Source organism: Pseudomonas poae (assembly GCA_028869255.1).
In the GTDB taxonomy this organism is placed as follows: Bacteria; Pseudomonadota; Gammaproteobacteria; order Pseudomonadales; family Pseudomonadaceae; genus Aquipseudomonas; species Aquipseudomonas poae_C.
The window spans coordinates 2,251,320-2,273,915 of the sequence record CP110972.1 but is presented as its reverse complement, the minus strand read 5'-3'; the positions used below and the strand labels follow the sequence as shown (position 1 = coordinate 2,273,915).

18 protein-coding genes, 1 tRNA gene and 2 pseudogenes are annotated in these 22,596 nt (G+C 59.5%); 12 read left to right on the top strand and 9 right to left on the bottom strand.

The window, feature by feature from the left end; translation table 11 throughout:
• Position 1 precedes the first annotated feature (1 nt).
• Positions 2-697: a response regulator gene (locus tag LRS56_10495; GenBank protein ID WDU64847.1), complete on the top strand. Its 696-nt coding sequence runs from the start codon at positions 2-4 to the stop codon at positions 695-697.
• 18 nt (positions 698-715) lie between these two features.
• Here the strand turns inward: LRS56_10495 and treS are convergent, their stop codons facing one another.
• The 4 genes from treS to LRS56_10475 form a co-directional block, all read right to left on the bottom strand.
• The gene (gene treS, locus LRS56_10490; GenBank protein WDU64846.1) at positions 716-2,779 is read right to left on the bottom strand and encodes a maltose alpha-D-glucosyltransferase; all 2,064 of its coding nucleotides are present in this window, start codon (positions 2,777-2,779) and stop codon (positions 716-718) included.
• 115 nt (positions 2,780-2,894) lie between these two features.
• Entirely contained in the window at positions 2,895-3,452 is a 558-nt protein-coding gene (locus LRS56_10485) for a hypothetical protein (GenBank protein ID WDU64845.1), read from the bottom strand.
• A 69-nt stretch (positions 3,453-3,521) separates the two neighbouring features.
• Complete coding sequence (locus tag LRS56_10480) at positions 3,522-5,339, bottom strand: hypothetical protein (protein WDU64844.1); 1,818 nt, start codon at positions 5,337-5,339, stop codon at positions 3,522-3,524.
• A 397-nt stretch (positions 5,340-5,736) separates the two neighbouring features.
• Entirely contained in the window at positions 5,737-6,510 is a 774-nt protein-coding gene (locus LRS56_10475) for an AraC family transcriptional regulator (GenBank protein ID WDU65722.1), read from the bottom strand.
• Positions 6,511-6,695: 185 nt separating this feature from the next.
• On the opposite strand from LRS56_10475, the gene LRS56_10470 reads away from it, so the two are divergent.
• The 5 genes and pseudogenes from LRS56_10470 to LRS56_10450 all read left to right on the top strand — a co-directional run bounded on the left by LRS56_10470 (position 6,696) and on the right by LRS56_10450 (position 13,142).
• Complete coding sequence (locus tag LRS56_10470) at positions 6,696-8,321, top strand: APC family permease (GenBank protein ID WDU64843.1); 1,626 nt, start codon at positions 6,696-6,698, stop codon at positions 8,319-8,321.
• A 12-nt stretch (positions 8,322-8,333) separates the two neighbouring features.
• Positions 8,334-9,260 carry a 4-hydroxyproline epimerase gene (locus tag LRS56_10465; GenBank protein ID WDU64842.1) on the top strand — a complete coding sequence of 309 codons (927 nt, stop codon included), beginning with the start codon at positions 8,334-8,336 and terminating at the stop codon, positions 9,258-9,260.
• Between the two features lie 40 nt (positions 9,261-9,300).
• Complete coding sequence (locus LRS56_10460; GenBank protein ID WDU64841.1) at positions 9,301-10,248, top strand: dihydrodipicolinate synthase family protein; 948 nt, start codon at positions 9,301-9,303, stop codon at positions 10,246-10,248.
• A 61-nt stretch (positions 10,249-10,309) separates the two neighbouring features.
• Positions 10,310-11,881 (top strand): aldehyde dehydrogenase (NADP(+)), encoded by a 1,572-nt coding sequence (locus tag LRS56_10455; GenBank protein ID WDU64840.1) that lies wholly within the window; start codon positions 10,310-10,312, stop codon positions 11,879-11,881.
• Between the two features lie 2 nt (positions 11,882-11,883).
• Positions 11,884-13,142, top strand: a pseudogene (locus tag LRS56_10450) (FAD-dependent oxidoreductase).
• A gap of 24 nt (positions 13,143-13,166) precedes the next feature.
• Here LRS56_10450 and LRS56_10445 read toward each other — a convergent pair.
• Complete coding sequence (locus tag LRS56_10445; protein WDU65721.1) at positions 13,167-14,150, bottom strand: GlxA family transcriptional regulator; 984 nt, start codon at positions 14,148-14,150, stop codon at positions 13,167-13,169.
• A 194-nt stretch (positions 14,151-14,344) separates the two neighbouring features.
• Between LRS56_10445 and LRS56_10440 the strand changes: the two genes are divergently transcribed.
• Complete coding sequence (locus tag LRS56_10440; protein WDU64839.1) at positions 14,345-14,488, top strand: hypothetical protein; 144 nt, start codon at positions 14,345-14,347, stop codon at positions 14,486-14,488.
• A gap of 3 nt (positions 14,489-14,491) precedes the next feature.
• Here the strand turns inward: LRS56_10440 and LRS56_10435 are convergent.
• Positions 14,492-15,099, bottom strand: a pseudogene (locus LRS56_10435) (LysE family translocator).
• Positions 15,100-16,498: 1,399 nt separating this feature from the next.
• Between LRS56_10435 and LRS56_10430 the strand changes: the two are divergent.
• The 3 genes from LRS56_10430 (at position 16,499) to LRS56_10420 (ending at position 18,718) form a co-directional block, all read left to right on the top strand.
• Entirely contained in the window at positions 16,499-17,053 is a 555-nt protein-coding gene (locus LRS56_10430) for a hypothetical protein (protein WDU64838.1), read from the top strand.
• A 427-nt stretch (positions 17,054-17,480) separates the two neighbouring features.
• Positions 17,481-18,425 (top strand): glycosyltransferase, encoded by a 945-nt coding sequence (locus LRS56_10425; protein WDU64837.1) that lies wholly within the window; start codon positions 17,481-17,483, stop codon positions 18,423-18,425.
• 20 nt (positions 18,426-18,445) lie between these two features.
• Positions 18,446-18,718 carry a hypothetical protein gene (locus LRS56_10420; protein ID WDU64836.1) on the top strand — a complete coding sequence of 91 codons (273 nt, stop codon included), beginning with the start codon at positions 18,446-18,448 and terminating at the stop codon, positions 18,716-18,718.
• A 157-nt stretch (positions 18,719-18,875) separates the two neighbouring features.
• Here LRS56_10420 and LRS56_10415 read toward each other — a convergent pair.
• Positions 18,876-18,949: transfer RNA gene (locus LRS56_10415), tRNA-Cys, on the bottom strand.
• Between the two features lie 233 nt (positions 18,950-19,182).
• Complete coding sequence (locus LRS56_10410; protein ID WDU64835.1) at positions 19,183-21,450, bottom strand: acylase; 2,268 nt, start codon at positions 21,448-21,450, stop codon at positions 19,183-19,185.
• 234 nt (positions 21,451-21,684) lie between these two features.
• Here LRS56_10410 and LRS56_10405 point away from each other — a divergent pair, with 234 nt between their 5' ends.
• Positions 21,685-22,065: a fe2+ zn2+ uptake regulation protein gene (locus LRS56_10405; protein WDU64834.1), complete on the top strand. Its 381-nt coding sequence runs from the start codon at positions 21,685-21,687 to the stop codon at positions 22,063-22,065.
• A 9-nt stretch (positions 22,066-22,074) separates the two neighbouring features.
• Here the strand turns inward: LRS56_10405 and LRS56_10400 are convergent, their stop codons facing one another.
• A complete protein-coding gene (locus LRS56_10400; protein WDU64833.1) occupies positions 22,075-22,263 on the bottom strand; it encodes a hypothetical protein in 189 nt (62 codons plus the stop codon).
• A 173-nt stretch (positions 22,264-22,436) separates the two neighbouring features.
• Between LRS56_10400 and LRS56_10395 the strand changes: the two genes are divergently transcribed.
• Positions 22,437-22,577 carry a hypothetical protein gene (locus LRS56_10395; GenBank protein WDU64832.1) on the top strand — a complete coding sequence of 47 codons (141 nt, stop codon included), beginning with the start codon at positions 22,437-22,439 and terminating at the stop codon, positions 22,575-22,577.
• Positions 22,578-22,596: the final 19 nt, after the last annotated feature.

Sequence of the window (22,596 nt, the reverse complement as noted above, 5' to 3'; positions counted from 1 at the left end):
CATGCACGATGAACAGCCGATCCTGATCGTTGAAGACGAACCCAAGCTCGCCGCACTGATGCGCGATTACCTGGCAGCAGCCGGCTACGCGACGGTGTGCCTGGACAATGGCTTGCAGGTGGTGCCCGCCGTGCGCGCCCACCCGCCTAAATTGATCCTGCTCGATTTGATGCTGCCCGGCCGTGACGGCATGCAGCTGTGCCGGGACCTGCGCGGTTTCAGCGCGGTGCCGATTATCATGATCACCGCCCGTGTCGAAGAAGTGGACCGCCTGCTCGGCCTGGAACTGGGCGCCGACGATTACATCTGCAAGCCCTTCAGCCCCCGCGAAGTGGTGGCGCGGGTCAAGGCCATCCTGCGCCGCGGCCCGCAGTTGCTGGGCACCAGCGCGTCACGCCTGCTGATCGACGAGGCGCACTACCAGGTCTCGCTGGACGGCATCGCGCTCGACCTCACGCCGCTTGAACTGCGCCTGCTCAACACCTTCGCCCGCGCCGCCGGCCGCGTATTCTCCCGCGACCAGTTGCTGGATCACCTCTACTCCGATCACCGCGTGGTGACCGATCGCACGGTGGACAGCCATATCCGCAACCTGCGGCGCAAGCTGGAACAGGTGTGCCCAGGGGAAACGCCGATTGAGTCACTGTATGGGGTGGGGTATCGGTTTCAGTTGGCTGAAAAGCCCACCCCTCCCTGAAAACACCGCTACCGGGGGTCAGATCGGTGAGTTGCTGATCACACGCAACGCCAGCCCCTCATACGCATCCAGCGTAATAGTGAACTCGCCCTCGGCGGTCAGATCGCCTTCCACCCGTTCGTTGATGATGTCCACCACCATCCCCGCCGCGATGTCCGGCAGGTGCAGGGTTTCGGTGATGGGCGTGGCACCAAAGTTGAGCGCGGTGATTTGCGTACCTTTGCCGGCCGGCAATTCGTGAACCATGATCAACAGGGCCGAGTTCTCTACCTCCGGCACCTGGATCTGGCGGCTGGCGGCAATGTCATAGGCGCGGCGTACCCCAAGGATTTTCTGCAGTTGCGAGGCGAATGACTCCGGGTCCTGCAACTGGCTGTTCAAGCTGCCGTACAGGCTTTTGGAACGCGGCATTTGCCCGGCAGACAGCTCTGCATCCGGGTTCAGGTCCACCAGGTCATACGCGCCGCGATGAATCCAGCGCGTATCGCCATCCTGCATCAGGTGCTCCACCTCTTCGGCGGCCAATGGCAGCGCACCCACCAAGTCCCAACCCGACAAGGCGAATACCCCTGGTTGCATGGCGTTGTACATCACCAGCAGCAAATGAATCTGGCGAATCTGCTGGATATCGGCCGGGGTAATCGCATCCAGGTCACGAATACCCAGCGCCGCCGTGATGATGCTGGCGGTGGTGCAGGACACGCCATTGGTCACGAACTTGAGGTTGTACGGCGCATGTTCGCCCGCCAGGCGCTCATACATCTGCTCGCGGATGTGCTCGCGCAGGATATTGCCGGGGAAGGTCTGGCCTTGGTAAAGGAAGGTGTCATGGGCGTGCAACGTCCAGAAATGCACCAGTTCCAGCGTCAGCTCATCGTGGTTTTGCAAGGCATGGATCAGCGAGCCGGGGTCGATGCCCTGGCGGTGCATTTCGCGCAGCATCAGGCGCAGGAATTCGGCATCGCCCATCAGCAGCGCATGCTGGTACGCCGGGCGGGTGATGAAGTCATAGGACAGGTCGGCGCCGCCATGCGACATCGATGCAATGTCATCCACGGTGAGGTTCAATTCCTGAAAACTGAACCCGCCGGCCTTGCGAATCGCCCCGCCGAGCAACTGGTTACCGGTGATCGACAGCGGATGGCTTTCCGACCAGGCCGTGCCGTCGAGCTTGCGCTCCACCCCGAGAAAACCATTGGCGTCCAGGCGCAGGATTTTTGCGCCCATCACGTCAATGGCATGCAGGGCGTCACCGATGATCATCTGCTGCGCGGCAAAGGTCGGGTCCAGCCAGTTCAACGATGGCTGACCTTCCTTGAAATAATGCAGGTACACCCAGCGACGCGGCTTGCCATCCACGCCCAACACCACGTTGGTGGCACTCCAGTCGGTTTCCTTGACCCCGGGCTCAAAGAAAATCACCCGCTGCAGCTGACCGACGATGTAGTGCTTGTCACGCAGCGCGTCCACCTGCGGCGGGCTGAGGTTCTGCGCATCGCGCCCCTCGGCCACCTCGGGCAGCAGCGACCAGTCTTCCTCACGGATTTCGACCATGTGATACAGGCCGGGATAGTCCTCATAGGCCATCTCGGCCAAACGAAAATCCGCGCCCTTGCCGGTATGGGACGGGATCACGTCGTCAATGATCACCGCGTTGTGCGCCGCTGCCATGCGCGTCAACGCCTGCAACTGCGCTTCAGTGCCCAGTTGCGGGTCGATCTCGAAACTGATGCGGTCAAAATTGCCGTCGATGGTCGGCGTGTGCTCGGTGCCGCTCAGGCCGCCGGACTTTTTCAGCGGGCCGTTATGGATGCCCTGAATGCCGATCTTCGACAGCGCATGCCACAGGCTTTCATCCCCCAGCGCCTCCAGCACCGTGCCGCCCTCGCGGGTCACAATCGACGCCGGATAGGCGGTAAACCACACCGACGACAACGCCGAAGCATCCCGCGGCCGGGTCTGCGCGTAAGGCTGTTGCCACAACCGGCCCTGCCCCGAATAGAGCTTGGCGCGCTGGCGTGCCGCATGCAGCATCGATTGCTCTACCAGCCAGTTCACATGGTTGTTTTCAGCCGCGGTCATAAGCGTGGTACCTGTCGTGGAGAAGGAGCACAACGCGGTGGTTTTAACCGGTTGTACTCATATGAGGCGTCAGGCTGCTAATCGTTGCATCGAATCCGCGATTGCGGCGGATTGTTCACACTCCTGGTTCTATTTGTTCGAAGGCGTATAGCCAATACAGCGTGTTGCTTCCTTCCCACGCCTTGACCTCGACAAACCCGCGATCTTCGGGGAGCCAGGTGTTGTCCCAGCTTCTGCTGTTATCTCGCGCCACCCACCAGTCCACGGTCTGTTTTTGCCACGTTTCGGTGAGCATGACGCGGTAGACCTTGCGCTTGGTACGCTGAAACGCTTCTAACTTCTTCACTATAGGCGTTAGGTTCGCCGCGTTCATTCGCTCGAAATCCTTGCTGAGCTGGTCGGCCTTTTCCGGGCTGTACAGGCGCTTGCATTCGACGAAGGCGACTATTTTAGGGTCAACCAGCATGCAATCTATACGGTACGAAAAGCGCTTGGTATTTGAATTCTGAAAGGGTACTTCCATAAACGCGTGTGCGCCCTTTCGCGTTTCGAACACCTTTGCCAGTTGATAGCTCAGGTTGCGTTCATTGAAGCCATTGCGTCCGTGGGCCGGATAAAACACATCCAGGCTCGCGCTCAGGTTTGCGGCGGCCTGCTTGATGACCTGCTTCATTACATGTTTCAAAGCCCTGCTCCATTCACATCCAAGAAGTTGACGGGTTACGCACTATATTGAATCCATTTACTCACTGCGCCTGGCCTCAAGTGACACTTGCACACGGCCATGTCGTGCGAGGTATGCAGCCTCATGCTGACGCGCACTGTTCTGGATGATTTTAAGAATCTCGACCGAGTACGGCAGGAATTTTGAGGTTACAAGCATCTCCCAACGCACCGCCGGTACCGTACTCAAAACGTCCATTGATTTCAGGTCTGTCGTCGACAACAACTTTGCGAGGGTGGCATTCGTGAACACCTCCGTGCGAAGCAAGTATTGTTGAAGTTCGCGATGCCGGTCGGGATGGCGCTCCCACAACGTGGGCTTCAAAACGTCTACGTGCCGCTCAATAAACCCAGCCAATATCGTCTTGTCGAAATTAAACCGTTCAACCCCATCGTTCTCGATAAAATAATCATCCTCACTATTTGCAACTGTTGGCTGCAAAAAGTAGGTCCAAACAGCATCAGCCCTGTTACTGATTCGATCGACATTGAGCAACAGTTCCCAGGTTTGAGTAGGCACGCTTTCAAGTGACCTCAATTGGCAGCTTGTACGTTCGAGCAATGGCGCAACCCAATTCGACTTGCCACCGACAGCGGCCAACAAAGCGCTCAAGGACTCTGAGGATTCGTCCAACATCCCCTCCTGGCTGAGTAATTGCCCAACAAACTCATTCGGATCCAGCGATAGCAAACTGTCTATACCGTCCAGTTGCAACGCCTGTAGCCGACGAAAGGTAACCGGACCATCACCCTCGCCGTCTGCGTCAGAACTAAAACAGATCAGGCGCAGCATCTCGAGTCGGGGCGCAACACAGCCCCAACTCAGCAGCTGCTTGAGGTCATCGGCTGGCGTCGTATCACTGAGGTTATAAAAGTGCACGGGATTGTTGCGTAGCCACTCCCATGTATCGTTGCCATGGGCGAGTAGCGGCATCACCTGGGTGACATCCTCCAACCCAGCAAGGCTATCCAGAATCCCGGCGTCACTCAGGGCCTGGACCTGTTCCGGTGTCAAGCTGCTGAAAACTGCGCATACGAATGCCTGTCGGGGCCCACTAGCCTGAAAACGCGTTGAAAAAGTGAACAGATCAATCAAAAGCAGGGGATCGGTGCGGTGGATCGCCTGAATCAACACCCGTGTGTTCGGGCCCGGCAGAAGGGAGTCAATTACCTCAGCCAAACGGTCCATAGAGAGCCTGGCCATTTTGAGTGTCGCATCAAGCGCACCCGCGAAAGGATCGTCAGTCTGTCCCTCTATCGAATCTGCATCCGGGTCGATGTATTGGCTGCACATATAATCAACCAAACCTGCGATCAGGCCGCGGCCACCTTCAAGTAATTCATGGTCCAGTTTACCGAGCACTAACCCCGGATTATTGACGAGGGTACTAACCTCGGGCATCTCACCCTGCCGCAGAGCAAGGATCAGGTTCTTGTCACCCTGCGTGAGCGAGCCCTCGTAGAAGAAGCCAAGGTAATCGTTGTAATCCGTATCGAAATACCCCGCGCGCATCAGATAGGTCACGGCACTTATGCTTTTGAGCCTGCGACCAATCACTTCGCCGAATTCATTCTTTGCGGCCACCCTGAATGGCATTCGTTTGATGAGTCGGCACTTATCGTTCAGCGCGCCTATTTCCAGTCGAACGTTTTCTCGCTGCCAGGTCAGGCGTAAAGCGCGCTCCCGGTAAGAGGTCAGTTCCAGGATGGAATCACTGTTCACGGGCTTTTTCCGAACACCTCCGACAAAGAGCGTACTCACATCCATCGACAGCAATTGGTTTGAGTTAAATATCTCGTCAAAAACTTCGTCCTGTACAAACTCTGGCAAGGTCACGGTCTGATCATGGCCATACTTCAACTTTGTGGGGTCTACAGGCTGCAGCGATTTAACAATCTGATACCAGACGCACACGCGCAACTCTTCCAGCTACATCCAACCCGACACAGCCCAAGGCCGGCAATGCATCAAGGACCTCGATCAACGCGTCGCTGAATGCGTGAAAAAAGCCGCAGACAGCGTCCAGGGGCAAAAGCTGATTTACGACGCGCAAATGCACACTTACCAAAGCTGCCTGCAAAACAACCCTCGCGACACACAGGGCCAGCCGATGTGCCCGCCTCCGCCGATGGAGCCGACGGTGGACAGCGCTTACTGCCGCCGGGCTTACGACTCAAGCTTTGTAAAGTGTGGTGGGCGCAAGAAGCAACTCACCAAAGATTAACCGGTGCCGTTACTCGTTTGAGCCCCCCGTGGCCTGCCGGTACTGCCTCGGCGTAAACCCGGTCAACGCCTTGAACTGGCGGGTAAACGCGCTGTGGTCGGTGTACCCGCATTGCAGCGCAACGTCGGTGATCGGCAAGTCGGTATGCAACAGTCGGTGCGCATGCTCCAGCCGCACTTTCTGGATCATCTGCCGGGGTGTGAGGTGGAATACCCGTTTGCAGTAGCGCTCCAACTGCGCCACGGAAACACCGGCGATGCGGGTCAGTTCACCGAGGGTGACGCGGCGGTTGAAGTGCGTACGGATGTACTCATCCACCGCCGCCAGGCGCTGGTACGCCGGGTGGGTTTCGCTGGCTGATTGCAGGTCGACGGAGATCCCCGCCAGGCCGATGATCTCGCCGGCATGGTTATACAGCGGCCATTTGTGCGTCAGGCACCAGCCCGGTTCACGGGTGCCGTAAAGGTGCAGCTCAAGCTGATCTTCCAGCACAAAGCCCTGCTCCAGCACACGCCGGTCCTGCTCGGTGTAACCCGGCCCCAGTTGCGCCGGGAACACTTCGGCGCTGGTCTTGCCCAGCAGCGGCTGCAGCTGCTTGAGGCCACAGCGTTGCACCAGCGTGTGGTTGGCGAGCACGTAACGGGCGTCGACATCCTTGATGAAAATTGTGGCGTTGGGGATCACGTCGAGCATCGGCAACACCTGCGCCATACCCGCCAACAGCTGCTCGATGCTGTGTGGGCGACTCCCCTGAACAAGGGCCGCAAACGCGCTCTGCACCATGATATTCACCGCCCATATACGCCTTGATGGCGAGCAGATTGCGCTATGTCGCAGGCACTGTCGAGCGTGGAAACTGTGCCGAATTCGTCATCCTCGCATGCGCAAAACATCAATCGCCCGAGCTTTGACGAGTTCAGGATATGGCCACTGCATGCCTATCCAATAACTCACAAGAAGGCGCCGCCATGTCTGCTCAAGGCAAGTTCAAGAAACAACTTTCACTGATGGACCTGACCTTTATCGGGCTGGGCGCCATCTTCGGTTCGGGTTGGTTGTTTGCGGCCAGCCACGTGTCTGCGATCGCCGGCCCGGCGGGGATTTTCTCCTGGTTGCTCGGCGGTTTTGCGGTGCTGCTGCTGGGTATCGTGTACTGCGAACTCGGCGCCGCCCTGCCCCGCGCCGGCGGCGTGGTGCGTTACCCGGTGTACTCCCACGGGCCGTTGCTGGGTTACCTGATGGGGTTTATCACGCTGATTGCATTCTCCAGCCTGGTGGCCATTGAAGTGGTCGCCTCGCGCCAATACGCCGCAGCCTGGTTTCCCGAGCTGACCAAGGCCGGTTCCAGCGACCCGACCACCCTCGGCTGGCTGGTGCAACTGGCGCTGCTGTGCCTGTTTTTCGTGCTCAATTACCGCAGTGTGAAAACCTTCGCCATCGCCAATAATCTGGTGAGTGTCTTCAAGTTCATCGTGCCGCTGCTGGTGATCGGTGTGCTGTTCACCTTCTTCAAACCGGCGAACTTCCAGATGCACGGGTTTGCGCCGTTTGGCCTGTCGGGCATCGAGATGGCGGTGTCGGCTGGCGGGGTGATTTTTGCCTACCTGGGGCTGACGCCGATCATCTCGGTGGCCAGCGAAGTGAAGAACCCGCAACGCACAATTCCCATCGCGCTGATCCTGTCGGTGCTGCTGTCGACCGCCATTTACGTGCTGCTGCAAACGGCATTCCTGGGTGGTGTGCCGACTGAAATGCTCGCCAATGGCTGGGCCGGCATCAGCAAGGAACTCGCGTTGCCTTATCGCGATATCGCCCTGGCGTTGGGCGTGGGGTGGCTGGCTTACCTGGTGGTGGCCGACGCGGTGATCTCGCCCAGCGGCTGCGGCAATATCTATATGAACGCCACGCCGCGTGTGGTGTACGGCTGGGCGCAGACCGGCACGTTCTTCAAGATTTTCACGCGTATCGATGAGAAATCCGGCATCCCGCGCCCGGCGCTGTGGCTGACCTTCGGCCTGTCGGTGTTCTGGACCCTGCCGTTCCCGTCCTGGGAAGCGCTGATCAATGTGGTGTCCGCCGCGCTGATCCTCAGCTACGCCGTGGCCCCGGTGACCGTCGCCGCCTTGCGCCGCAATGCACCGGACATGGCCCGCCCGTTCCGCGTCAAGGGCATGGCGGTGCTCGGACCGCTGTCGTTCATCATCGCGGCGCTGATCGTGTACTGGTCCGGCTGGAGCACCGTGTCCTGGCTGCTCGGCCTGCAGATCCTGATGTTTGTGGTGTACCTGCTGTGCGCCCGCTGGGTGCCGACCGCGCACCTGAACCTCAAGCAACAAGTACGCTCGTCGGCCTGGCTGATTGGTTTTTACGCGGTGACTATCCTGCTGTCCAAACTCGGCAGTTTTGGGGGCCTCGGCGTGCTCAGCCATCCGTTCGACACCTTGGTCGTCGCACTCTGCGCCCTCGGCATTTACTACTGGGGCGCTGCCACCGGTGTGCCGGCTCACCAGGTACGCCTGGAGCATGAAGCGGATGAAAGCGAAGCCGTCGATGAACCTCACGCCCACACCACGCTGACCCCGGCCACCCACTGATTGGAGCGTTTTATGAAGCGACTGCATGTGATCGACTCCCACACCGGCGGTGAACCCACGCGCCTGGTGATGACCGGCTTCCCCACCCTTGAGGGCGCCAGCATTGCCGAGCAGCTGGAGCACCTGCGCAGCGAGCACGACCAATGGCGCCGAGCCTGCCTGCTGGAGCCGCGTGGCAACGATGTACTGGTCGGTGCGCTGTACTGTGCGCCGGTCACGCCGGGGGCTACCTGCGGGGTGATCTTCTTCAATAACGCCGGTTACCTGGGCATGTGCGGCCACGGCACCATCGGGTTGGTCGCCTCATTGCATCACTTAGGAAGCATTGCACCCGGGGTTCATCTGATCGACACCCCGGTCGGCCCGGTCAGCGCCACCTTGCACGAGGACGGCGCGGTGACCCTGGGCAACGTGCCCGCCTACCGGCATCGCCGCCAGGTGTCGGTGGATGTGCCCGGCCATGGCGTGGTGCAGGGCGATATTGCCTGGGGCGGCAACTGGTTTTTCCTGGTCTCGGAACATGGCAAGACGCTCGACATGCAGCACGTCGACGCCCTCACCGACTACACCTGGGCGATGCTCAAGGCCCTGGAGGCCCAGGGCATTCACGGCGCGAACGGCGCACTGATCGACCATATCGAACTGTTCGCCGATGACGACCACGCCGACAGCCGCAACTTCGTGATGTGCCCCGGCAAAGCCTACGACCGCTCCCCCTGCGGCACCGGCACCAGCGCCAAGCTGGCGTGCCTGGCCGCCGATGGAAAACTGAGCCCCGGTGAGCCCTGGATACAGGCCAGCATCACCGGCAGCCAATTCGAAGGCCGCTATGAATGGGACGGCGAACGCGTGCGCCCTTTCATCACCGGCCGCGCCTATATGACCGCCGACAGCACCTTGCTGATCGACGAGCAGGACCCGTTTGCCTGGGGTATCTGAGCCCGCCAAATTCAACTGAACGCTGCAAGGAGTTAGAACAATGAGCGACAACATCTTTACCGGTTGCATCCCCGCGCTGATGACCCCGTGCACCGCTGCGCGCACGCCGGACTTCGACGCCCTGGTCGCCAAGGGCCGTGAGCTGATCAATATCGGCATGAGCGCCGTGGTGTACTGCGGCTCCATGGGTGACTGGCCGCTGCTGACCGAGGCCGAGCGCCAGGAAGGCGTGGCACGCCTGGTGGCGGCCGGTGTGCCGACCATCGTCGGCACCGGCGCGGTAAACAGCCGTGAAGCCGTGGCCCACGCCGCGCACGCGGCGAAGGTCGGTGCCCACGGTTTGATGGTGATCCCACGAGTGTTGTCCCGTGGCGCCTGCGCCACCGCGCAAAAGGCGCACTTCTCGGCAATCCTCAAGGCCGCGCCAAACCTGCCGGCGGTGATCTATAACAGCCCTTATTACGGCTTTGCCACCCGCGCCGAGCTGTTCTTCGAACTGCGCCGCGAACACCCGAACCTGATCGGCTTCAAGGAGTTCGGCGGTGGCGCCGACCTGCGCTATGCGGCGGAACACATCACCTCCCAGGACGACAGCGTGACCTTGATGGTCGGCGTTGATACCCAGGTGGTGCACGGTTTCGTCAACTGCAACGCCACCGGCGCCATCACCGGCATCGGCAACGCCCTGCCACGGGAAGTGCTGCACTTGGTGGCCTTGAGCAAACAGGCCGCCACGGGGGACGCCAAGGCCCGCCGCCAGGCGCGTGAGCTGGAAGCCGCGCTGGCGGTGTTGTCGTCGTTCGACGAGGGCTGTGACCTGGTGCTGTACTACAAGCACCTGATGGTGCTTAACGGCGATAAAGGCTACGAATTGCACTTCAACCAAACCGATGCGCTCAGCGACGCCCAGCGCCGGTATGCCGAAACCCAGTACGCCCTGTTCCGCCAGTGGTACGCCAATTGGTCGGCCGAGCAGAACGTTGCCTGATGCTTTACGCGCCGCTGTGGTTCTCACGGCGGCCAACCCCTCTTTTTTCCAGGACGACCCCATGACTCTGACGGGCAAGATGCTGATCGGTCAGCAAACCCTTACCGGCACTCGCGACGCGATCCGCGCGATCAATCCCGCCACCGACACGCCCATGGAGCCGGCCTACGCCGGCGGCAGCGCTGAGCACGTCGAGCAGGCCTGCGCCTTGGCATGGGCGGCGTTTGACGGTTATCGCGAAACCTCTTTGGCGGATCGCGCCAGGTTTCTTGAAACGATTGCCGACAACATCGAAGCCCTGGGCGACGCGTTGATCGAGCGTGCCGTCGCCGAAACCGGCCTGCCGACGGCACGCATCCAGGGTGAACGCAGCCGCACCTGCGGGCAGCTGCGCAGCTTTGCCCGCACCGTGCGGGCGGGTGAATGGCTGGACGTGCGCGTGGACACCGCACAGCCGCAGCGCCAGCCCCTGCCCCGCGCAGACCTGCGCCAGCGCCACGTAGCGCTGGGTCCCGTGGCGGTGTTTGGCGCCAGCAATTTCCCCTTGGCGTTTTCAGTGGCGGGTGGCGATACCGCTTCGGCGCTGGCCGCCGGTTGCCCGGTGGTGGTCAAGGCGCACAGCGCGCACCCCGGCACCAGTGAGCTGGTGGGCCGTGCCGTGGCCCAGGCGGTTAAGGATTGTGGGTTGCCCGAAGGCGTGTTTTCCCTGCTCTACGGTTCCGGCCGCGAAGTAGGGATTGCATTGGTGAGCGACCCGCGCATCAAGGCGGTGGGTTTTACCGGCTCGCGCAGTGGCGGTGTTGCGCTGTGCCAGGCGGCGCAGGCGCGGCCGGAGCCAATTGCGGTGTATGCGGAAATGAGTTCGATCAACCCGGTGTATCTGTTTGCTGGCGCGCTCGAGGCGCGCAGCGAAGCCCTGGCCCAAGGGTTTGTGGCGTCGCTGACCCAGGGCGCCGGGCAGTTTTGTACCAACCCGGGCCTGGTGATTGCCGTCCAGGGCCCAGCCCTCGACCGCTTCATCCAGGCGGCCGGCGAACGGCTGTCGCACTGCGCGGCACAGACCATGCTCACACCGGGCATTTTTGCTGCTTACGAATCGGGGGTCGGCGCCTTGACCGCACACGCCCAGGTGGCCGCGCAGGGCTTGCCGTCACACAGCCCCAACCAGGGCCGGGCGCGTCTGTTCGTGACCCAGGCCACAGCGTTCCTCGCCAACGAGCACCTGCAGGCGGAAGTGTTCGGCGCGGCATCGTTGGTGGTGGTGTGCGCTGACGGCGATCAAGTACGCCAGGTGTCCGAACTCCTGGAAGGCCAACTGACCGCCACCCTGCACCTGGACGACGCGGACCTGGCGAGCGCCAGGGCCCTGTTGCCGGTGCTGGAGCGCAAGGCCGGTCGCCTGCTGGTCAACGGCTGGCCGACCGGGGTGGAAGTGTGCGACGCCATGGTGCATGGCGGGCCATTCCCGGCCACCTCGGATACGCGCAGCACCTCGGTGGGCACGGCGGCGATCCAGCGGTTCCTGCGGCCGGTGTGCTACCAGGACTTCCCTGACGCATTGCTGCCGCAGGCGCTCCAGCACGGCAACCCCTTGCTGTTACGCCGCCTGCTCGACGGCGAGCGGGAGGCTTGACTATGGCGGACCCCAACCGTGCAGAGATCGCCGTGGTCGGCGCCGGTATCATCGGCGTCGCCTGCGCCCTGCAACTGGCACGTCAGGGCCGGCAAGTGGTGGTGATCGACCAGCAGGCCCCCGGCATGGGCGCCTCCTTTGGCAATGCCGGCCACCTGGCCACCGAACAGGTGTTTCCGATTGCCGACCTGTCGATCTTAAAACGCTTGCCCGCCATGCTGATGGACCCGATGGGCCCATTGCGCCTGGACTGGAAATACCTGCCCCGCGCCCTGCCCTGGTTTGTACGCCTGTTGCTCAACTTGCGCCCAAAGAGCTACCAGCAGACGGTAGCGGGCATCCGTGCCCTGAACGAAGGCAGTTTGGCCGCGTGGCAACGCTTGCTGCACAGCATCGACCGGCCGCAATTGCTGCGCGAAGACGGCTCGTTGCTGGTGTACGAGCGAGCGGATTCGCGGGCGGCCCTGGACGCCTTGCAACACCGCATGCAACAGCAGCAGGTGCCAGTGCAATTCTGGTCGGGCGATGCGGTACGCAAGGCCGCCCCGGGCTTGAGCGAGGCCATCCTGGGTGGGCTGTTTTTTCCGGGCACCGGGCACTTTCTGGACCCGTACCAGGTGGTGTGTGAGTTGGCACAGGCGGCCAAGGCCAGTGGCGTGCAATTCCTCAAGCGCGAGGTGCTGGATGCACGCGTTGAAGAGCATGGTGTTGCGCTGAGTACCGATCAGGGCCCTTGGCGGCGCGACAGGTGCTGATCGCTTGCGGTGCCCACTCGGCCAGGCTCACTGGCGCACTGACCGGCAAAAAAGTCCCGCTGGACACCGAACGCGGTTATCACCTGATGCTGCCCCATGAGCCGCAACGCCTGCCCTTCGCCGTCACCTCGCTGGAACGCAAGTTCATCATGACGCCGATGGCGGGCGGCTTGCGCCTGGCCGGCACGGTGGAATTCGCCGGCCTCGACCGCCCGGCAAATATGCAGCGCGCCTGGCAGTTGCATCGGTTGAGCCAAGGCTTGTTTCGCCAGGACTTGAGTGCGCAGGATGCGACCCCGTGGATGGGGTTTCGGCCATCGTTGCCGGACTCGCTGCCGGTGATTGATCGAGTATGCGCGGGCAAGGTGTTGCTGGCATTTGGTCACCAGCATCTGGGCTTGACGCAGGCGGCGCTGACGGCGGAGCTGGTTGCGCAGCTGGCGAGTGCGGCCCCGCTGATGTCGGGGTTACCCGCGCTCGGGCCTTATCGCCTGCAGCGTTTCTGACACACGCCCGGCTGCCGGGGCGGGCTACTTGACCAACCGCTTTTCCTTGGAGGGGCGATAACCGAAATATGCGCTGTAGCACTTGCTGAAGTGGCTCGGGGACACAAACCCGCACGCCACCAGCACTTCCACCTGTGACAGTTCGGTGTGCTGCAACAGCCGTCGCGCCTCGGTCACGCGCAATTCCATGTAGTAACGCTGCGGTGTGGTGCCCAGTTGTTCCTTGAACAGGCGTTCGAGTTGGCGGCGGGAGCGGCCGGCATACACGGCGAGTTGGTCGAGTTCCAGGGGTTCTTCGAGGTTGGTGTCCATCAGCTTCACCACTTCGCGCAATGGCGCGCTGACGCTGATGTTTTCGGTGGGTTTGATACGGCGGTAGCGCGACTCCTCAAACGCCAGGATGTCTTCGATGCCCTCAACCAGGGCCTTGCCGTGCAGGCCCTTGATCCAGTCCAGCGCCATGTGGAAGGACCCGGAGGGGCTGGAGGCGGTGAGGCGGTCGCGATCGATAACGTAGGGTTCACTGGTAACCTGCGCGGCCTTGGACACTTCGGCCAGCGCCGGGCGATGTTCGGGGTGGATCGCGCAGCGGTAGCCTTGCAACAGGCCCGCACGCCCGAGAAACCATGCGCCGTTCCACAACCCGGCAAGGCTCACGCCCAGCTCGGCAGCGGTGCGCAGCAGTTGGATAACGTCGTCGCCGGCTTTGAGCTCGGTGCGAAAGCCACCGCAAATTACCAGCAAGTCAAGGTTCTGCAGTGCAGCGGCATCCAGTTGCGCATCGGGGCGGATCACCAGGCCCAGGTCGCTGATGACTTCCCCGTCGCAGCAGCCGAACGTGCGCGAGGCGAACAGCTCGGGGCGCAGCAGGTTGGCCGTGACAAAGGTGTCGAGGGTCTGGGTGAACGCAGGCAGGGAGAAGTGTTCGAGCAGCACGAAGCCGACGCGGGTCTGCGCTGCCGCCTGCCGGGAGGTGTCGTTGAGGTAGCGCAGGTTCTTGCCTTGCATGCCACCGCTGAACTGGCGTCTTTCCATCGGGGGTGTGCCCACTTTTATTGTTGATGCAGTGGGCGCCATCTTAGGGGGAAATCCGGTGGCTGTCTCAAGCACTGATCTTGAGAAAACCGTACCCGCCCAAAGCCCGTAGCAGAACACTCGCAGGCGCATCTGATACGGTTTTTTCTTTGCCATCTGGGTCTGTATTGAAACGTCGCCTGGGCGGACAATGGCGCCAATTCCACCCCCTTCCCTTCGGAGGCCTTATGACCAAGATGGCACTTTTCCTGTTCGGTTTTCTGGTATTGACCATCGGCATCGGCCTGCTGGCGACCATCTCACCGGTCTGACCTTCATCCGGCAAACACCATCGGGTACAGCGACAGTACCAGCAACGCCGCCATCGACCCGTTGAACAGCCGCAGCCAGCGCGGCTCGCGCAACACATTGCGCAAGCCACTGCCACACCCCACCCATACACACACGCTGGGCAGGTTGACCACTGCAAACACCAACGCGATGACCAGCACGTTGGTGACGTACCCTCCGCCGGCGTATAGGTGGTGATGGCCCCCAGTGCCATGATCCAGGCCTTGGGGTTGACCCACTGGAACGCGGCGGCGCCAAGAAAGGTCATGGGTTTGCCGTGTTCATCACTGCTATCGGACATGCCGCCTGCCGTCGCGATCTTCCACGCCAGGTACAGCAAATACGTCGCGCCGACATAGCGCAACAGCGTATACGCCCACGGGAATACCTTGAACACCTCGCCCAACCCCAGGCCGACCGAAATCACCAGTAGCATGAAACCGATGCTGATCCCCAGCGCATGGGGCATCGAGCGGCGAAACCCGAAGTTCACCCCCGAGGCCAGCAACATGGTGTTGTTGGGGCCTGGAGTGATCGAGGACACAAAGGCAAACAGCACAAAGGCTGACAGTAAGCTGGTAGACATGAACATGACGCGGTATCCAAGCGGGGTGATAGGCCTGCGACAGTAAAGGCATATGCCACCCACCGCCCCGTACAGCTAGAAGCGGATCGAGGAATACACTTTGGTAGTGCTTGAAAATGTCGGCAGCCCCGCTGATTTTTCACAAACCTTTCACAGATAGGCGCCTATGGTTGATCCAGCTCCTAAGCGAACACCTTTTAGCCCGCACTCCCCATCGCGGGCTTTTCTTTGCCCGGGATTTGGCACAGGCAAAAAAAAGGCAAGCCATTTGGCTTGCCTCGCTTGGCTACCCGTCAGCGCTGGCCGCCACCGCCCCCAGGACCGCCACCTTGACCATGCCCACCGCCAGGGCCGCCCCCGCCGCCACCGCCCGGTGGCATAAATATCCAGCAGCCGGACAACGTGGACAACAGCGCGACAACCACCGCTGCCTTAGTTAGGTAATTCAACTTCATAACCACACTCTCTTACTTGACGAGATTAACTTCTCGTTGGGTATGACAGCGCAAAATGAAGTGCGTCACGACTATCGTGTAACCTGTTGGTAGGCTTTGTAAGGTTAACGGTACACCGTGTTTTTAGTTCTGCGAACCGTTGCGTGGTCGAATCCAGCTCTGCTTTTTTATCAGTGGAGAGTTCCGTGATTTGCGCAGACTTGGCAATTGCAAAATCGAACGGGACGGTAGCTTGGGCATGTGAACAATTCATAAACGGATTAACCGGTTTGCGAGCCACAACCCTGACCGCCGGTCAGCTACCGGCTGAATCCGAAGCGCGCCGAGCCGTGAGCGTGATTACGCTCAGCTAGCTATAGGTGAAGCTCGTCAATGTATCTCGGCCTTTGATGGCTCTAGGTCGACCACACCGTGGGCAGCATAAGGGACAAGCATGGACGCTAGCTCAGAGCCGTCCATCAAATGCAGAAGGCACGGCTGAGAGACGGCTAACGTGATTTGGACGGGCCCTCTTTAGGTAAACAGGATGTTGAGGCTCACGACCAAAACGTGCTATTTAAGATGAGTTTTTCAAGAAAGCAGCCTAAAAGCAGCCTAATAGAAAAGCATCCGGGCGCACGGCAACGCTCTGCGACGCACCAGTGCTTGAGCCTGAACTTGATCGGCGTGGAGAATTTTCCGGAACTCACCGATCAAAATAAATGATATGACAAGGATTACTTTACTTCCCCAATGAAATCAATCATCCCAAAAGAAAAGAACCCTTTTTATATCGTTACGCCCCCCTACACAAAAGTCTCCGCAGGCGTAACCACACTTCATCTACTGTGCCACTATCTAAACCTGGCTGGAGAATCAGCCTATATAGTGCACTACCCTGCGGCACAAGTTGCGATCAGAAGTCTCCCAGGTTACGTGACGATCCAGGGCAATCCGAGTTCCCGGGCGGGATGATAGTTCCAGCGCTGACACAGGACATAATCGACCACTACGACCAACGCAAGCTCACACCGATCGTGGTCTATCCAGAAGTTTTTGATAACCCGCTGAAAGCCAGTTTCTTTGGCCGTTTCATCCTGAACTATCCAGGAAAACTCAATACAAAATACACGCAGGCAGCCGATTTTGGGGTGGCTTACGCCAAAACCCTCAGCGAATTTTGTGCAACCGAATTCCCGGATCACCCGCCAATCAACGACATACTGTTCGTACCCACGGTTGATCTGGATTTCTGGCACTACCCTGAAGACGACGTGAAGCGCCAAGGCAGCTGTTATTACGCTGGCAAACTGAAAGGCATTCACGGGGAAACACCTGAAAACGTCCCGGAAGGTTCTATAGAGATCCTGCGCAGCGACAAAATGAGCACAGAGGAAGTTCGCGACTTATTCTGGCGCTCTGAGGTGTTTTACTGCTACGAGGACACGGCGCTGGCTATTGAAGCAATACTCTGCGGTTGCCCCACCGTGTTCGTTAAAAACAAATACTTCGAGGGCCGCCGTTAGCGGCCAATGAAACCGGCAAACTCGGATGGTGCATGTTGGGTGAAGCGGGTGGGCTCGAACACGCTCGCGCAACCACTGGCCAATTTGCAGAGCACATCAGCAGTTACTTGCAAAACATTCCAGCGCACATTGCAACGCTAGGCGCCGCATGGAGAATGCAAGCCAGCGGCAAGCCCTATGCGGGCACGATTACATTGCCTCTAAAACCGCGCATCATGCTGTTTGACCAACCCCTAACGCCTTCATACGCACTCGGGCAGGATGAGTTCAGTTCACTCTCCAGGTCTCCCCGAGATCGGGTATCCGAGACACTCAGAAGTCATGGCATACGCGGCACCGTTCGCGGCGCACTTCGAGTCTTGAAAAATCATGGCCCTGCCGGGGTTTTGCGTGTCCTCTCCGGCAAGCCAGCAAAAAGGCAGGAATAATGAGCTATAAGATCACTATTCTTATCCCTAATTACAACCGCGTTGACGCGCTTGATCGCTTACTTGAAAGTGCATTTGCCTCTATTGAGAAGGCGGGCGCAAAAAATCAGTGCGCGGTACTGGTCGTCGATGATTTTTCCACAGACGACCTGTCAACAGTAGTCACCAAGTACAGCAAACACTCAAATTTCAGCTTTAAACTTCAAGACAAAAAATGCGGAAATGCGGAAACCGCGTTCTTGAACGCGCTGTCATGCGTCGAGAGTGAATATTTCTGGCTGCTGGGCAATGATGACAAGATCACAGTGTTCGGTGTTGCACATGTGCTGCGCTTGATCGAAGACTCAACAGTCGGCTTTATACTGCTTAACCCGACTATACATAAAGAAAAAATCTCTCATAGTTTCGTGCCGCTGCAAGTCACCAGCCCGACAGTTTACTATGAGCGGGGCGCAGATCTGTTTTTTGATTTCGGCTTTGTCACATCAACCACGACATTCCCGTGCTTGCTGGGTAAAACCGCACCCGTGCTGAATCATCACAACCTTTATAACCTTAACGAATTTGCAAGGGTCTATTCTCACAGCTTCACACTGTTCGGAGCCTTCAAGGATGCACCCGCACTTTTCGTCAATACGCCGATCGTCAGTTTCACACTAAATGAAGCACGCGAAGAATTTCATAAACTATTGAAACAAGCGCCGGCAGGGATCGCCTTTTACCACCAGACACTCGGGTTAATTCGCCTGATACGCGAGTCCGCACGCGTAACCGGAACCACTATCGCCGAGTTCGGGGCGTCGGTAGAGGATGAAATAGATAAAAATGACATGCGCGTCTATACGACTTGCTTATCGCATTTCGTAGGTGCTTTTTTCATTGAACAACTGTGTCGGGAACAGAGCAACATCATTAACCCTGACCCCAACTTTGGCCACCTGTAGTTCGCTCGGAACTGGATGAAATGATGCAGGTTATAGAAGCGTTCGACGACATCGATCTCTATACGCTTTGTACTGATGCGCTTGCAGTATTTAACTGGCAATCGCCGCCTGCACAGTGGAAATATGGTTTTCTGCGAACCGCCCAGTCAAAACTGAGAAAACTGGCAGGCATAAAAAACCGTGCTGGCTCACTCAAGACGCCGAGCAGCAACCCGAGAAAGATAGCCGTCGAGACCCAGGTGGCAGCGAAGTTACGCGGGATTTCGGCCGGGTTTAACGGGAAACCGGTTTAGGTTGAAACACGGCTTGCGCCTGACGGCACTCGGCCAAAACTAGCGCGTATATACGTATCAGCCCCCTGCGCCCAGAGACGCAGGGGGTTGCACAAGCGATCATAAAACCCAGGCAATAAAAAACCCCGTAGACGTTAATCTACGGGGTTTTCAAGAGTGGAGGCCGAGGTCGGAATCGAACCGGCGTAGGCGGATTTGCAATCCGCTGCATAACCATTTTGCTACTCGGCCTCAAACGATCAGTGTCAAAACCTCTAACACCCACCGCATAAAAACTTGAGTGGGCTATAAAACCCTGCCTCTACTCTAACTCATTGAATACATTGAAGTTTTTAATGCTTCATTGCGTTCGATGGGCGCCATTATGTACTCATTTGCTTTTGCCTGCAACCCCTTGATTTCAAAAATATTTCGTATTGACATCAAGGGGTTGCGTGCCCGCCCTACTCCTTGATGTGCTGCTCCTAGTACTGCGGATCAGCCTTGATCTGGGCTTCGGTGAAGGGCAGCGGGCGCAGTTTTTTCTCGGAGAACATTTGCGTCTGGTCCTTGGCGTATGGGGAGCCGGGGTTGCTGGACAGGGAGAACGCCAGCACGCCTTGGGCATGCGGGCCCTGGTCGTCGAAGGTGACGATTTGCAGGTAGCTGCTGCCGCTGACCACTTCGCGTTTGCCATCGGCCCTGGGCACGGTTTGCATGGCGTTGTAGATCCCCAGCTCCTGCGGGCCGCCGTGGATCGGGGTTTGGCCGGAGAGCTGGATGTCGCCCCATTTACTGTTTGCGTCCAAGCCGAGTTTGGCGACGTCGGCGCTGGAGGCCAACATGGCTTCGCGCAGGGCTTTGGCCACCGGTTCGCGGTCGATGGCCAGGCCGCGTGGTGTCGTCAGGGGTTGGGCAGGGTCGAAGGCAACGCGCCAGGCATCCGGGATTTGTTGCAGGTGTTCGACCAGATTGATGAAGTGCACAAGGCCCACGCCGCTGTCGAGGTTGGCGCGCCGGTCCCAGGTTTTCAGGCTGGTGCACAGCGGCTGCAACGCGGCGGCGTCGGTGCCGAGGTGTTTGGCACAGAATTCGAGCAGGTCAGGCATGACCTGGCCGGCCAGGTACACCTCGTTGTCCATGACCATGTTTTGCAGGTCGGTGACGCTGATCGGTTGCGTCTCCAGGGATTGCAGGCGTTGCACGGCGAAGCGCGCACGCGGGCCGAGGCCGATATGATCCTGGCTGATCACCGGGGAGAAACCGGTCAGCGGCGCCTTGGGGTTGGCCAGCCAGGCCGAGTCGTTGGAGTGCTGGACGTAGTCGGTGCGCTCCAGTTGTGGGAGTTGGTCGGCCGCGAAGATACCGGGCTGGGCCGCACGCGGGTCCACATCCCAGGCGCAGGCACTGTGGGCGCCGTCGAGCATGATCATCTGCAGGCCGGCGCGTGGGTCGCTGCATTGAGCCAGTTTGGCCGCGCTCACGTTGGGCACCACAGACAGGTTCATGTACAGGCTCTGGCCCTGGTCATCGGCGGCCAGAGTGTTGACCCACGGGATGCCTTGCAGGGTGTGCACCGAGGCTTGCAGCGCCTTGAGGCTGGTGGCGCGGTTCATCGCGTACCACTGCTGCAGCACGCGGTCATTCCCCAGGTTGGCGTCGCGCAGGCTGAACGCGTAGTGGTTGTCCCAATCCAGCTTGCCGGGCCATTGCACCACCGGGCCGAATGGCGAGCTGTAGACCGTGTGTGCCACAGGTTTGAGACTGCCATCCGCCTGCTTGACCTGTACCGTCACCGGGGTTTTTTCCAGGGCGATGGATTTGCCGTCGAGCATGTAACGCGTGGCATCCTTGGGGTCCAGCGTCAGGCGGTACAACGTGAAGTGCTTGGACGTATCCACCGTGTGGGTCCACGCCACATGCTGGTTAAAGCCGATATTGATCACCGGCAGGCCCGGCAAGGCGGCGCCCATCACATCCAGTTGGCCGGGGATGGTCAGGTGCATTTCATAAAAACGCATGCCACCCACCCACGGGAAATGCGGGTTGGCCAGCAGCATCCCGCGCCCATTGAACGAACGATCACGGCCCACCGCCACGGCGTTACCGCCACGGTCCAGGGTAAAGCGCTGTTGATTGGCGGCGGCCAGTGCGAAGGCCTTGGCGCTTGGTTGCACACCAGCCGTGGCCTGGGGCGGGGCCGCGCCGACCAGGGCTTCGGCGAATTGGCCGACACCGCCCTCCACTAACAGCCTACGGGTCAACTTCACCAGGTCCTCAGCCACCAGCGGCCTCACCCAGGCGGCCTGACACTGGGCAGGCGCGCCCTGCTCTTTCAGGTAGCGGTTATAGCCGGCTACGTAGCCTTCTATACGCTGTTGGATCTGCGGGGTTTGTGCCTTCCAGAACGCGGCGACGGCGTCCGGGCTGTTCAACCAGGTGAAAAACACATCGCTGGCGAGGTTGTTGCGCTCTTCCAGAGTCGACTGTTCCGGGCCGAAAAATTTTGCCCGCTCGCCATTCACCGTAACCACTTCATTGGCCAGCAGGCACAGGTTGTCCTGGGCGTAGGCGTAACCAATGCCAAAGCCCAGGCCGCGCTCATCGCTGGCGCGAATGTGGGGTACGCCGAAACTGGTCCGCCGGATATCCGCCGACGCCTGTGTCACCTGCTCCCGCGCCGCTGCGGCCAGGCTCAACCCGAGCAACAGTCCCGCCACGCCTACCCTGGACAACCGATTGGAAATAATCACGCCGACTCCACCGTCAAATTGAACACCCTCACGGGGTAGCTACCCCACCGTAAGGACGCAAATTAAGCGCAATAATTTAGTCGCGAGGCTTATGTCTATCGGGTCCGCACGCGTGACAAAGCCGATACCGACAAAATTTCTACATCCAACACTTCATGATTTTGCTCGCTCGTTCGTCTTATTACTTAAGAGCGCTCATTTTTCCTGATCAGGCTCTGATAAGGAGTTTTTTGCATGTACAACCCGCAAGTGCCCACGGATGGACATTCATCGGCCACAGATGCCGGTTTTGGCAACGGCGCGCACACGTTCGGCAAAGCACCCGAACAGCAAGGCAACCAGCGTATTCGCCATCTGCTCAAGTGTTTCGGCTTGCGCACCAGCCTGATCCGGCTGAAGGTCATCGACGCGCTGCTCACCGCAGCCGACAACCAGCGCACCCTCGGGGTGCGCGGCGTGCACAGCCATTTGCTGGAACTGGGCATACCGTTGTCGTTTCTGAGTGTGCGCGAGGTGCTCAAGCGCCTGTGCAGCGAAGGGGTCATCACCCTCAACGCCGATAAAAGCTACAGCCTCCATGAAGAGGCTGCCAAGGTACTTGAAGGTCGGGCCTGACGTCAGCGCTTAGAGCTTGACCTTGCGGCGCATGATGCCGTTGATCACCACCACAACCACTGCGACGGCAATGGCGATGGTCTGGAACGTCTTCTCACTGATAACCCCGGTGTTCTGCAGATAGGACAGGCCAAACATCGTCGCCAATACGGCCAGGGCGATCAGAATCGAGTATTTCAAACGTTGCTTTTGGGTCATGACGGGTTCCTGAACCTGAAAAAATGTATCCACTGTGTATCGCCGAACATGCCAAGTGCATACCCGGCGACGGGGATGGACCGGGGTCGGCAGGGTCTCATGTTACAGGCGCTGAGAAAATTTGGCTTGCCCAGCGCCTGATCGACCCTGTGAGTACCTGAGAGGATTCCCAAATGTTGCGTCGAATCACACTGCTGATTCCCGTGCTGATCATGCTGACCATGAGCGGCTGTTTTTTCTTCCCCCACGGTGGCGGAGGCGGCTGGCATGACCACCGTTATGACGACGGCGGGCACGGTTACTACCACCGTTGATTGATCAGGGGCCTGGCTT

What these genes read in the sequence shown, in the direction of transcription:
- LRS56_10405 (WDU64834.1), top strand. Translation starts at nt 21,685, where the DNA reads ATGTACAACCCGCAAGTGCCCACGGATGGACATTCATCGGCCACAGAT.
- LRS56_10400 (WDU64833.1), bottom strand. Translation starts at nt 22,263, where the DNA reads ATGACCCAAAAGCAACGTTTGAAATACTCGATTCTGATCGCCCTGGCC.
- LRS56_10465 (WDU64842.1), top strand. Translation starts at nt 8,334, where the DNA reads ATGAAGCGACTGCATGTGATCGACTCCCACACCGGCGGTGAACCCACG.
- LRS56_10455 (WDU64840.1), top strand. Translation starts at nt 10,310, where the DNA reads ATGACTCTGACGGGCAAGATGCTGATCGGTCAGCAAACCCTTACCGGC.
- LRS56_10445 (WDU65721.1), bottom strand. Translation starts at nt 14,150, where the DNA reads ATGCAAGGCAAGAACCTGCGCTACCTCAACGACACCTCCCGGCAGGCG.
- LRS56_10470 (WDU64843.1), top strand. Translation starts at nt 6,696, where the DNA reads ATGTCTGCTCAAGGCAAGTTCAAGAAACAACTTTCACTGATGGACCTG.
- LRS56_10395 (WDU64832.1), top strand. Translation starts at nt 22,437, where the DNA reads ATGTTGCGTCGAATCACACTGCTGATTCCCGTGCTGATCATGCTGACC.
- LRS56_10420 (WDU64836.1), top strand. Translation starts at nt 18,446, where the DNA reads ATGATGCAGGTTATAGAAGCGTTCGACGACATCGATCTCTATACGCTT.
- treS (WDU64846.1), bottom strand. Translation starts at nt 2,779, where the DNA reads ATGACCGCGGCTGAAAACAACCATGTGAACTGGCTGGTAGAGCAATCG.
- LRS56_10430 (WDU64838.1), top strand. Translation starts at nt 16,499, where the DNA reads ATGATAGTTCCAGCGCTGACACAGGACATAATCGACCACTACGACCAA.
- LRS56_10495 (WDU64847.1), top strand. Translation starts at nt 2, where the DNA reads ATGCACGATGAACAGCCGATCCTGATCGTTGAAGACGAACCCAAGCTC.
- LRS56_10475 (WDU65722.1), bottom strand. Translation starts at nt 6,510, where the DNA reads ATGGTGCAGAGCGCGTTTGCGGCCCTTGTTCAGGGGAGTCGCCCACAC.
- LRS56_10425 (WDU64837.1), top strand. Translation starts at nt 17,481, where the DNA reads ATGAGCTATAAGATCACTATTCTTATCCCTAATTACAACCGCGTTGAC.
- LRS56_10485 (WDU64845.1), bottom strand. Translation starts at nt 3,452, where the DNA reads ATGAAGCAGGTCATCAAGCAGGCCGCCGCAAACCTGAGCGCGAGCCTG.
- LRS56_10460 (WDU64841.1), top strand. Translation starts at nt 9,301, where the DNA reads ATGAGCGACAACATCTTTACCGGTTGCATCCCCGCGCTGATGACCCCG.